Origin of the sequence: Marisediminicola senii, from assembly GCF_011057645.1 — a bacterium.
Lineage (GTDB): Bacteria > Actinomycetota > Actinomycetes > Actinomycetales > Microbacteriaceae > Marisediminicola > Marisediminicola senii.
Window position 1 is genome coordinate 1 of sequence record NZ_JAALGE010000064.1, and the last position, 11684, is coordinate 11684.

The following is an 11684-nucleotide window of genomic DNA, read 5'->3' on the forward strand; positions in this document are numbered from 1 at the left end:
GTTCGGGGCGACGTCGGGGGCCCGTGGCAGCATCGAATCATGAGCCACTTCATCGTTCCCCCGTACCTGCTGCAGCACCTCACGACGGTCGAGGATCCCGAGTGGGCGTCGGTCGCCGACGCCGCCCGCCGGTCGCTCGCCCTCGACGGGCCGATGCGCGGGGCGCGTGCCGTGCGCCCCGGCGAGACTCCGCCCACCACCGTCCCGCGCACCGCCGCGCCCGGCCGCGCCCGCCAGTTGCTCGACCCAGAACGCACCATCTTCGACGCGCAGGGCACCGAGACGCTCCCCGGCGTGGTGGTGCGGTCGGAAGGCGACCCGCAGAGCGACGACATCGCGGTGACGGAGGCCTATGACGGGCTCGGGCACACCCACGCACTGTTCCGCGATGCGTTCGGTCGGGCATCCATCGACGACGACAACCTGCCGCTGCTCGGCACGGTGCACTTCGGGCAGGACTACGAGAACGCTTTCTGGGATGGCGAGCGCATGGTCTTCGGTGACGGAGACGGCATGGTCTTCGTGAGGTTCACCGCCTCGCTCAGCGTGATCGGGCACGAACTCGCCCACGGGGTCACCCAGTACACCGCGAACCTGCGTTACCAGGGGCAGTCCGGTGCGCTCAACGAGTCGGTGTCCGACGTGTTCGGCGCGATGGTCGAGCAGTACGCACTCGGGCAGACCGTCGACGAGGCGAGCTGGCTGATCGGCGAAGGGCTGTTCACCGACCGGGTGCAGGGCTCGGCGCTGCGGTCGATGATCGCTCCGGGCACCGCGTACGACGACGACGTACTCGGCAAGGATCCGCAGCCGGCGTCGATGGCCGACTACGTCGACACGAAAGACGACAACGGCGGGGTGCACATCAACTCGGGCATTCCGAACCGCGCGTTCTGCCTCGCGGCCACGGCCATCGGGGGCCGGTCGTGGGAGGGGGCAGGGCACATCTGGTACGACTCACTCGTCAGCGGGCAGATTCGCGCGGACACCGACTTCACCGGATTCGCGATCGCGACGATCACCGCCGCGAACGACCGGTTCGGTGCCGGGTCGAGCGAGGCACAGGCGGTCGGCGAGGCGTGGACCACCGTCGGGGTGGAGGTCTGACCGCGCCAGGGGCAGAATCGCACCATGAGAATCACGGTGGTCAGGCACGGCGGGTTCGCCGGAATGTCACGTGAGTGGTCGGTCGAGGTCACCGACCCCGACGACCTCGCATCGTGGCAGTCGCTGATCGACCAGTTGCCGTGGTCGCAGCGCCCGACCTCGGCACCGCAGCCCGACCGCTACATCTATCGCATCCGCGTGTCGCGCCGGCGGATCACTTTGCCGGAGCAGAAGGTCGCCGGGCCCTGGCGGGAGCTGGTCGACCGCGTGAAGACGGCGGCGGAAGGGTAGCTCGCGCGCGGCGGCGCTGTCGTGGCTGGTCGGCTGCCTGCCTGCGTCGCGCGTTAAATGAAGAAGGGGCCGGAAGCCCCCGCTTCCGGCCCACTATGCGCGAACAGGTGCGCATCTATTTAATTCGACCTTCCCCCCGGAAGACCAGCGTCGCCATCCCCCCGGATCGCTTCGTTGGTACAAGTATTCAATACCTGTAGAAATTTGTGCAGCCCCCCTTCGGGGGTGCACCCCGTGCACCTGAAGAACAGCAAGAAATGCAGGCCAGAACACTGTCAGGCAGCGCAAGCCGATGAGCTGGTGGGGGCCGTAACCCCCCGGTATAGACCCCCACCGCGTGTTGCATTGTGCCCTGTTCCAGCACAACAGCGCCTCCAGCCACCCCTCCGAGGCATGGACGCTGCTGCACTAGTTTCGCCGACGAGCGGCGAAACTCAACATCGAGGATGTACCCAATTCGGGGCGATGTGTCCGGACACTAGTCCGCTGAACCAGTGGTTATCTCAGCAGTACTCGGCGCCCTACCCGACGAGGATGCTCGTGAGTACGTACCCGTCGAGTGCCTGGCGGCCGTCGAGGGCACCGATCTCGAGCACCACGGCGATGCCGGCGACCTCGTAGCCGCATCGCTCGAGCAGCCGGGCGGCGGCGACGAGCGTGCCTCCGGTGGCGAGCACGTCGTCGACCAGCAACACCCTGCCCCGCACCTGGGGCGAGGCAGGCGAGGCGGGCGATGAAGGCGACGCGGCAGCACCATCGACGGGATGCAGCTCGAGGGAGGCAGAGCCGTATTCGAGATCGTAGCTCTCGGCCAGAACGTCACCGGGGAGCTTGCCCGCCTTGCGGATCGCGAGCATTCCGGTCTCGGCACGGTACGCGATAGCCGACGCGAGCAGGAAGCCGCGAGCCTCGACCCCCGCCACCGCGGTGATTCCGCCGGGCGCGGCATCCGCAATCGCATCGATCACGGACCGGAACGCCTCAGCATCTGCGAACACCGGGGTGAGGTCGCGGAACAGGATGCCCGCCGTCGGAAAGTCGGGGTAATCGGCGATACGGTCGCGCAAGTGCTGCGCTGCAGCCGTGGTGGCCGCCGCAGCGGTGGTGGCCGTGGCAGCAGTGACGGTCGTGGCAGCCGTGGCAGCCGTGGCAGCCGTCGCGGCACCGTCTGCCGACATCAGGCGCCCGCCGCGTCGGCGAGGAGGGTCTCGCGCAGGAACGCGTCGACGTCGGCGAGCTGCTCGCGCGAGACGGAGTGGCCGATGCCCGGATATTCGCGGATGGTCAGCGCAGAGTGCGCGGGCAGCCACTCCAAGGTGCGGGCGATGGCGTCGGCGGGAATGACCGGGTCGGCCGGGTCGCGTCCCCACAGCACCGGCACGGCGATGTCGGCGAGCTCGGCCTCCTGCTGCTCGGTGCCGCGACCGGCGCCAGCGATCGAGAAGCCCGCGAGGTTCACCAGGCTCGCGAACCGGTGGGGCGCGTGCCGCAGCAGCTGGGTGGTCATCGCCCCGCCCTGCGAGAAGCCGATCGCGCTGATGGCGCTGCGGGTGCCGTCGCTGCCGAGCACGATCCCGATCCCGTCGAGCGCGAGGTCGTCGAGCCAGGCCAGCACCGCGCGGGTGGCCTCGACGGCCGAGGCGGGCTCCGACTGCCCCGGCGCGACCGGACGGAACCACGACCAGCCGCCGAGCTCGGCGATGGGCGCCCGCACCGACGCGTAGACCGGCTCGGCGGGCAGCAGCGGAGCCAGCGAGATGAGGTCGTTCTCGTTCGACCCGCGCCCGTGCATCAGCACGACGAGGGGGCGGCCCGCCCGGTCTGCGGGGTCGGCGGACCACACGACCGCGTCGGAGTCGAGCACGATGGGGGCGGCATTGTCAGTCATGGGAGTCAACCCTAGGTGGCAGCAGCGGGCCGAGCAGGTCGGTCGCGATGGTCGCCCGAGCGGAGTCGTCATTGCTCGGGTGGAACCCGCCGGCGAGCACGTCGCGATACAGCCGCGACAGCTCGTGCTCCCGCGAGAAGCTCGCACCGCCCGCGACCGCGATGGCCTGGTCGACGACCAGCCGGGCGGTGCGGGTGGCATTCACCTTGACGCCGACGAGCCTGCGGAACCAGTGCGTGCCATGGTCGACGCGCTCGTCGACGTCGCGGGCCAGGGTGTCGATCTGCGGCCACAGGGCGTCCATGGCGAGGGCGGCGTCGGCGAGACGGTGACGCACGTCGGGATCCTGGTCGCGGCTGAGACCCGTTCTGGCCGAGGTGCGGGATGCCGCAGCATCCACCCCCAGCGCGAGGGCACGGTCGCCGATGCCGGCGTAGACCGCGGCGACGAGGATCTCGAAGTTGGCGAAGATACCGAAGATCAGCGGGTCGGCGCTCGGGCCGGGGTCGAGCCGGCGGTACACCCTGGCTGCATCGGCCACCGCACCGTCGAGCCGGGTGGTGTGGCTCTGGGTGGCGCGCATGCCCAGGGTGTTCCAGTCGCCGAGCGACGAGATGCGGGTGGATGCCGCACCCGGCGTCTCTCGCGCGATGACGGCGTGCACGAGCTTCGGTGCGTCGACCGACGTGGCGTCGAGGCCCAGGGTGCCCAGGCGTGTCCACGCCGGGGACAGGCTGGTGAAGATCTTGGTGCCGGTGAACGCATACGAACCGTCGGGCAGCGGCGCGGCATCCGTCGTGCTGCCGAACAGCATGAGGTCGTTCGCCGGCTCGCTGATCGCGAAGGCGAAGAGCTCGCCCTCCGCCGCCTCGCGCAGCACGAACGCGAGGGAGTCGTCGCCACGGTCGAGGAGGGCCTTGGCGACGCCGGTCCAGATCAGGTGCATGCCGATCGCGAGCGCGGTCGCGGGCGCCGCCGCCGCGAGCCGCGCCTGCTCCCGCACGACCTGGGCGAGCGTGAGGCCCGCTCCCCCGAAGCTCTCCGGCACGAGCGCTGTCAGGTAGCCGGCGGCGCGCAGCTCGTCGAGGTCTTCGGCGAAGAACGCGTTCTCGCGGTCGTACCCGGGCGCCCGGTCGTGGATTCGCGCGAGAAGGGCGTCGTCGAGGAATGGCATCGGCCCAGTCTGGCACCGGTCACTGACAGCGATCGGGTCGGCGCCGGTCGGCGGAGATCCGGTCAGTCCTCCAGGATCCCGTCCGGCAGGTCCTCGGTCGCGACCAGCGTGAGGCGCTGCGTCGGGCGGGTCATCGCGACGTACAGCGCGCCGGCGCCGCGCTCGGTCTCGCGCATGATTCCCGCGGGATCGACCACCACGACGGAGTCGAACTCGAGCCCCTTGGAGTCCTGCGGCGTGAGCACGGCGATGGCCCGGTCGAGGCCGTCGCCTCCGCGCCCGACGATCGCACCGAACTCGGCGCGCGCGTCGGCGAACGCCCGGTCGACGCGCGACTCGGGGGCGATCACGGCGAGCGTTCCCGCGGTGGAGATGGCGCGGTCGTGCCGCAGCGCCTCGACCAGGTCGGCACTGATGCGGATCGGCCACTCGCTCTCACGCACGGCGCTCGACGGGGTGACCGGCAGCCCGTGCGCGATCGCCATGCGCTCGGCGGCCGCGCTGATCTGGCTCGGTGTGCGGTAGTTGACGGTGAGCTCTTCGAGCCGCCAGCGGTCGCCCTCCGGCGAGTTGCCGACCAGGCCGCGCAGCGCCCGCTTCCAGGTGGACGACGCCGACGCCGATGCCGCCTGCGCGATGTCGCCGACGACGGTGAACGACCGCAGCGGACAGCGGCGCAGCAGCATGCGCCACTGCATGGGCGAGAGCTCCTGCGCCTCGTCGACGACGATATGCCCGTAGGTCCAGCTGCGGTCGGCGGCGGCCCGCTCGGCGGTGGTACCGCGGGCGGCACCCTCGGCGAAGTTGTCGGCGAGGTCTTCGGCATTGACCTGCCCCGCGACATCCATGTTCTCGATCGCGCGCTCGGCATTCTCGATGTCGCGCTTGCGTTGCTGCTCGGCCTCGCGCTTCTCGGCCGCGTTGACGACGTCGTACTCGCCGAGCAGCTCGGCCGCCTCGTCGAGCAGGGGAACGTCGGAGATGGTGAACGGGGCGTCGCGCGACCGGCGCAGCAGCGCGCGCTTCTCGGGCGACCAGCCGGGGGTGAGCTCGGCGAGCCACTGCGGCCTGGCGTAGAGGTCCTGCACGAGCTTCTGCGGGGTGAGCGGCAGCCAGGCGGTGTTCAGGGCGACGCGCACGTCGTACGACGACCGCAGGTCTTCCATCAGCATCGGGTGGTCGGACTCGTCGACGGAATTGCCCTGCCCCCGCAGCTGCTCCGCCCATTGCCGGGTGAGCGCGCCGAGCGCCGCCTTGACGAACGCCACCCTGGCTTCGTTGTAGGGCTTGCGCGACTGCGTCGCCCGGTGGATCGCGTCGGCGATGAGGTGCGGCTCGAGGGTGACGGTGTCGCCGTTCACGTCGAGTTGCTGTGCGGTGGACGGCACGCGGTGGCGCGACCGCACGGCGCGCGAGATGAGCTCGGCCATCTCGGCCGAGCCCTTGACCTGCGCGACCGCCGGCACGTCCTCGGTCGAGGCCTCGACACCGGGGAACAGCGCGCCGACGCTCGAGAGCACGACACCGGTCTCGCCGAGCGATGGCAGCACCGATTCGATGTAGTGCAGGAACGACCGCGACGGCCCGACGATGAGCACGCCCGAATTGCGCAGCCGGTCACGGTGCGAATACAGCAGGTAGGCGGCGCGGTGCAGCGCGACGGCGGTCTTGCCGGTACCCGGCCCGCCCTGCACGACGAGCACGCCCTTGAGGTCGGAACGGATGATGCGGTCCTGCTCGGCCTGGATGGTGGCGACGATGTCGGCCATCCGTCCGGTGCGCTCCGCGGTCAGCGCGGAAAGCAGCGCACCCTCGCCCTGCAGGTCGACCCCACCCTCCCGCAGCAGCGCCGCGTCGAAGATCTCGTCCTCGATGCGCACGATGCTGCGCCCCTTCGAGATGAGGTGGCGGCGCGCACGGGCCCCGAGCGGGTTGGCGGCGGTCGCCTGGTAGAAGGCGCTGGCCTGCGGAACGCGCCAGTCGAGCAGGATGGGCTGCAGGTCGGCGTCGCGCAGGCCGATGCGGCCGATGTAGCGGTGCACGGCGGCCTCGCTGCCGGTGCCACCCGCCGCGTCGCGCGCGGCGAGGTCGAGCCGGCCGAACGCGAGGCGCTCGTTGACCTCGCGCAGCTGCACGATGCGATCTTCGTAGATGCGGGCGAACGCGTCGCGTTCGGAGCGGCTCTGGTGGTTGCCGCCGACGCTCTGCCTGCGCACCGCGGTCAGCTGCGCGGTCGCCTCGGCGAGCAGCTCGTCGAGGCGCGCGTAGAGCCCCGCGACGTAGTCCTGCTCGCGTTCCAATTCGCTTTTCGACACCTGGCACACCCCTTGAATTCCGGCATGCAAGTTTACTCACTGCAGCCGGTGGGTGGTGACCAGATCGGTCTACCCCCGACCGCCAATGCTGCGCTCAGTACGCCGGCACCGAGGGCAACCCGGCGAGCGCGGCACGGTCGGCGGTGATGCGGCGCAGCAGCTCCGCCTCGTCGACCTGGGCTCCGATCCGGTCGCGGCCGCTGACGATGCGCTGGCGGGCGAACGCGAGCTTCGTGGCATCCCGAACGAACCTGGTGAATGGCGCGCCGAGGCCCTGCCTGGCCGCCCACGCCGTCGCCTGGCTACGCAGCGCACCGTTCGACAGCACACGCACCTCGGCGAGCGTGAACCAGCCGACCTCGGCATACTCACCGAGGCGATCGCGGATCACCCGCTGCTCCGCGCGGCGCAGGAACACCACGATGGCGATCCCGAGCAGGAACAGCGGCACCTGTACGACCACGTAGTAGGCGTAGAAGTTGGTCACGACGAACGAGGCGCCGTTCCAGAACGCGTGCAGCGCGATCGCCGGGATGAGCCCGAGCACGAAGTAGCCGAGCACGCCGATGGCGCCGGTGCGGCGAGCGGCGAGCCCGACCGCGATGCCGATGCACGAGGTGAACATGACGTGGGCGAACGGCGAGAGGATGCCGCGCAGGAAGAAGATCTCGCTGACTCCCCCGACACCGGAGCTCAGGAGCGCGAGCCCGAAGTACTGGATGTTCTCGGTGAATGCGAAGCCGACGGCGATCGTCGCGGCATACACGAGGCCGTCGACCGGGCCGTCGAAGCCGCGGCGGAACGCCCAGAACAGGATGAGCAAGCCGAGGCCCTTGGCGACCTCCTCGACGATGGGGGCCTGCACGACGGCGCTCACCACGTCGGCCATGGCGCTCGGCCCGACGCCGGCGACCATCTGCACGACCTGCACGCCGACCGAGAACAGCAGGGCGATCGCCACCGACACGGCGGCACCCCAGAGCAGCGCGAACAGCAGCGCGGGGCGGGGCTCGGGTTCCCACCGGTCGATCCAGCGGATGGCGAGCACCACGATGACGAGCGGAACGAGCGCCATCACGAACGCGACGGCGGCGGCGACCGTTCCGACGGCGAGCAGCAGGTACCCGGCGACCCCGATCGCGACGGCACCGACGACCACGAACCCGATCACAGTGAGCACGATCAGCGGGTCGCCCCGGCGGCGCGGAACCGCCGGGGGCGGGGCGGGGGGCGCATCGGCGAACACCGGGTGCGGGTTCGCCGCGACGGGGCGCCAGGTCGATCCCTCGTCGAGTCCGGCGGGGCCGTATGCACTCATGTGAGCACCTTTCCGGGGTTGAGGATGCCGAGCGGGTCGAACACGGCCTTGATGCCGCGCTGCAGGTCGAGTTGCTCGGAGCCGAGCTCGTCGCCGAGCCAGCGCTTCTTGAGGATTCCGATGCCGTGCTCGCCGGTGAGGGTTCCGCCGAGCGCGAGCGCCGCCTGGAAGAGGGCGCCAGCGGCCTCCCACACCCGGTCGGGAACGGTGTCGCCCTCGAACACGAAGTTGGGATGCAGGTTGCCGTCGCCGGCATGCGCGACGGTCGGGATGGGGATGCCGTACTCGCCCTCGATGCGGGTGATCTCGGCGAACATGCGTGGCAGGGCGCTGCGCGGCACGGCGACGTCTTCGATGAGCACCGTGCCGTGGGCCTCCATGGCGGGGTGGAACGCGCGTCGCACCGCGAGGAGCGCCTCACCCTCGCGCGGGTCGCTGGTGAGCTCTGCGGTTCCGCCGACGGATTCGATGACGGTGCGAGCGGCGGCGGCATCCACCTCGCTCGCCGGTCCGTCGGTCTGCACCAGGAGGTAGGCGCCGCGCCGGGCGCCGAGGGCCGTGCCGGGGGCGGCGTCGACCGCGGTGCTCAGGTACTCGCCGATGATCTCGGCCGCGCGCTGGTCGATGATCTCCATGACGGCGGGCCGCAGGCGCGCGGCCGTGATGGCGGCCGAGGCCGTGGCGGCGGCCTGCACGTCGGCGAACCACGCGCCGATGGTCCAGGTGGTGCCGGTCGGCAGCGGCACGAGCTTGACGGTGGCCTCGACGATGACGCCGAGGGTGCCCTCCGACCCGATCATCAGCGCGGTGAGGTCGAGCCCGGTCACGCCCTTGACGCTGCGGTGCCCGAGCGACATCAGGGTGCCGTCGGCGAGCACGACGCGCAGCCCGAGCACGGCCTCCCTGGTTACGCCGTACTTGGCGCACAGCAGCCCGCCCGCGCCCGTCGCGATGTTGCCGCCGACCGTCGAGATCGCCTTGCTGGCCGGGTCGGGCGCGAACCACAGGCCGTGTGGCTCGAGCGCGGCGTTGAGGTGCGCGTTGATTATGCCGGGCTCGACCACCGCGAGTTCGTCGGCGACCGAGATCTCGAGGATGCGGTCCATCGCGACGGTCGACAGCACGATCTCGCCCTCGCTGGCGATGCTGCCGCCGGCGAGGCCGGTTCCCGCGCCGCGGGTCACCACCGGAACCCGGTGCCGGTGCGCGATGCGCAGGGTGCGCTGCACGTCGTCGATCGAGCGCGCGGTCACCACGACGAGGGGTGCGGTCGTCGACCGGTGTCCCGACTTGTCGGCGCGGGCCGCGTCGAGGATCGCGGGGTCGGTCGAGCAGGCGTCGCCGAGTCCCGCCCGCAGTTCGGCGACGATGGATGCCGCGGCGCCGGGCCCCGCGTCGCCGGCCTCCGCCCCCACGCTCACGATGCCGACCCCGCGTCGAGCTGCCGCTCGATCTCCGCCAGGCGCGGGATCGACGGCACCGCGCCCACGGCCTGCACCGACAGCGCGGCAGCCGCGGTCGCGAACCGGGCGGCGTCGACCCTGCCCATACCGCCGGCGACGGCCGCGCAGAACGCCCCGCAGAAGGTGTCGCCCGCTCCGGTGGTGTCGACCGCGGCGACCGCGGGTGCGGCGATGCGGGTGGGGGTGCCGCCGGTGCCGCTGGCGCGCGCGGCGCCGGTGCCGCTGCTTCCGCCTCCCTCGTAGATCGCCGAGCCGTCGGCCCCGAGCGTCACGATCACGGTGTCGACCAGCGCCGCCAGCTGCTGCCCCGCTGCCGCGACGTCGTCGACGCCGGCGACCACGGTGGCCTCGTGCTCGTTGACGATGAGGCAGTCGAGCAGCGCAAGCAGCGCGTCGGGCAGCCCACGGGCTGGCGCGGCGTTCAGCACCACGGTCGTGCCCACCGCGGCGGCGTGCCGCGCCGCCTCGATGACGACGGGCATCGGCAGCTCGAGCTGCATCAGGAGAACGGATGCCGCGGCGATCGCCGCGCGGTCCCCCTCGGTGAGCTCGCCGACGGTCGCGTTGGCACCCGATGCGACTACGATCGAATTGTCGCCACTGGCCGACACCACGATGAACGCCTGCCCGGTCGCATCGTCGACGCGGCGCACGAGCCGGTCGTCGATGCCGTCGGAGTCGATCACCGCGGCGAGCGCGTCACCGTGGCCGTCGCGGCCGAGCGCGGCGACGAACGCGGTCGCGGCCCCCGCCCGAGCCGCGGCGACGGCCTGGTTCAGTCCCTTGCCCCCGGCATACAGCGCGGAGGTCGTCGCGAGCACGGTCTCCCCCGGCGCGGGGGCGCGGTCGACGGTGAAGACGGTGTCCATGTTGGCGCTGCCGACCACGGCAACCCCGGAATGCGCGCTGTTCATCGCTCCGACACTAACGCCGCACGCGCCCGCCCCAGCAACGGTGGCCCAGAATCGACCCATGACCCCTCCAGAAGGTGCCGACGCCCCTGCCGAACCCGATGGCCGGCACGACGTCACGGTGCGACTCGAGACCGCACCGCCCTTCGACGGCCCCGGCCTGCTGAGGTTCTTCGCCGACCACGCGATCGCCGGGCTCGAGGGCGGCGACCACACCCGCTATTCCCGCGGCGTTCGCCTGCCAGGTGGCCCGGCGACCATCGACATCCGTCTCGACGGCCCCCACTCGATCACGCTCGACGCGAACCTCGCCGACGCTGCCGACCTGCCGGAGCTGGTGCGACGCGTGCGGCGCCTGTTCGACCTCGATGTGGATGCCGCGGCGATCGACGCCGCGCTGGCACGCGATCCCACGCTCGCCCCCTCCGTGCTCGCGAACCCCGGAGTGCGCCTGCCCGGCAGCGTCGACGCCCAGGAGACGCTGATTCGCACGCTCCTCGGCCAGCAGGTGTCGGTGCCCGCCGCCCGCACCGTGCTGGGCCGCGTCTGCCGCGAGCTCGGGGGTGGTGCCGACGGGCTGTTCCCGACGGCGGACGCCTTCGGGCAGCGCGGCCACGAGGTGTTGCGCGGTCCGGCACGGCGCGTGGCGTCGATCATCGGCATCGCCGGGGCTCTCGCGTCGGGTGACCTGGTCGTCGACGAGACGCTGTCGGTCGACGAGCTGACGCACCGGCTGGTCGCGATGCCCGGCATCGGTCCGTGGACGGCGGGCTACGTCGCGATGCGGGTGCTCGGCGCCCCCGACGTGCTGCTGGCGGGCGACCTGATCATGCTGCAGAGCGCCGACGCCCTCGGGCTGCCGTCGACGGAGAAGACCCTGGGCGCTCACGGTGCGCGGTGGTCGCCGTGGCGCAGCTACGCGGGGCTGCACCTGTGGCGGTCGATCGGGCGCTGACGGGGCAGGCGCCGCGGGATAAGCGCTGCGGGGGCCAGGCGCTGCGGGGGGCAGGCGCCCCGCCGCTACGCCGACTTCTCGGCGGCCTTCGGGGCGGGCTTCTTCGCCGGTGTCTTCTTCGCCGCAGGTGCCTTCGTGGCGGGGTTTTTGGGCCGCGGCGTCTTTGCCGCCGGCTTCTTCGCCGCCGGGTTCTTTTCGGCGGGGGTCTTGGCCCGGGGCGGGCCGGCACCTTCTGGGGGGGCCGGCCCCGGGGCCCGCGCCC

At 71.7% G+C, this 11684-nt stretch carries 10 protein-coding genes and 1 pseudogene; 3 read left to right on the forward strand and 8 right to left on the reverse strand.

What is annotated here, in order from left to right; all coding sequences use genetic code 11:
* Window positions 1-39: 39 nt before the first annotated feature.
* Together G5S38_RS14285 and G5S38_RS14290 are read left to right on the forward strand one after the other, a co-directional pair.
* The gene (locus G5S38_RS14285) at window positions 40-1107 is read left to right on the forward strand and encodes a M4 family metallopeptidase (protein WP_165070023.1); all 1068 of its coding nucleotides are present in this window, start codon (window positions 40-42) and stop codon (window positions 1105-1107) included.
* 24 nt (window positions 1108-1131) lie between these two features.
* Entirely contained in the window at window positions 1132-1398 is a 267-nt protein-coding gene (locus G5S38_RS14290; protein ID WP_165070026.1) for a protealysin inhibitor emfourin, read from the forward strand.
* A gap of 521 nt (window positions 1399-1919) precedes the next feature.
* Here G5S38_RS14290 and G5S38_RS14295 read toward each other — a convergent pair.
* The 7 genes from G5S38_RS14295 to G5S38_RS14325 all read right to left on the reverse strand — a co-directional run bounded on the left by G5S38_RS14295 (window position 1920) and on the right by G5S38_RS14325 (window position 10470).
* Window positions 1920-2576: an adenine phosphoribosyltransferase gene (locus tag G5S38_RS14295; RefSeq protein ID WP_165070029.1), complete on the reverse strand. Its 657-nt coding sequence runs from the start codon at window positions 2574-2576 to the stop codon at window positions 1920-1922.
* Entirely contained in the window at window positions 2576-3286 is a 711-nt protein-coding gene (locus tag G5S38_RS14300; protein WP_165070032.1) for an alpha/beta hydrolase, read from the reverse strand. The genes G5S38_RS14295 and G5S38_RS14300 overlap by 1 nt, the downstream gene beginning before the upstream one ends.
* A complete protein-coding gene (locus G5S38_RS14305; protein ID WP_165070035.1) occupies window positions 3279-4460 on the reverse strand; it encodes an acyl-CoA dehydrogenase family protein in 1182 nt (393 codons plus the stop codon). The genes G5S38_RS14300 and G5S38_RS14305 overlap by 8 nt, the downstream gene beginning before the upstream one ends.
* A gap of 62 nt (window positions 4461-4522) precedes the next feature.
* Window positions 4523-6775 carry a UvrD-helicase domain-containing protein gene (locus G5S38_RS14310; protein ID WP_165070038.1) on the reverse strand — a complete coding sequence of 751 codons (2253 nt, stop codon included), beginning with the start codon at window positions 6773-6775 and terminating at the stop codon, window positions 4523-4525.
* A 94-nt stretch (window positions 6776-6869) separates the two neighbouring features.
* Window positions 6870-8093, reverse strand: coding sequence for a PrsW family intramembrane metalloprotease (locus G5S38_RS14315; protein WP_165070041.1), 1224 nt, complete (start codon window positions 8091-8093; stop codon window positions 6870-6872).
* On the reverse strand, window positions 8090-9514 hold the full coding sequence (locus tag G5S38_RS14320) for an FAD-binding oxidoreductase (RefSeq protein WP_407943854.1): 1425 nt from the start codon (window positions 9512-9514) through the stop codon (window positions 8090-8092). The genes G5S38_RS14315 and G5S38_RS14320 overlap by 4 nt, the downstream gene beginning before the upstream one ends.
* Entirely contained in the window at window positions 9511-10470 is a 960-nt protein-coding gene (locus G5S38_RS14325) for a ribokinase (RefSeq protein WP_165070044.1), read from the reverse strand. The genes G5S38_RS14320 and G5S38_RS14325 overlap by 4 nt, the downstream gene beginning before the upstream one ends.
* 58 nt (window positions 10471-10528) lie before the next feature.
* Here G5S38_RS14325 and G5S38_RS14330 point away from each other — a divergent pair, with 58 nt between their 5' ends.
* On the forward strand, window positions 10529-11422 hold the full coding sequence (locus G5S38_RS14330; protein ID WP_165070047.1) for a DNA-3-methyladenine glycosylase family protein: 894 nt from the start codon (window positions 10529-10531) through the stop codon (window positions 11420-11422).
* A gap of 65 nt (window positions 11423-11487) precedes the next feature.
* On the opposite strand, the pseudogene G5S38_RS15745 reads toward G5S38_RS14330, so the two are convergent.
* A pseudogene (locus G5S38_RS15745) lies at window positions 11488-11684 on the reverse strand (hypothetical protein); the annotation flags it as partial.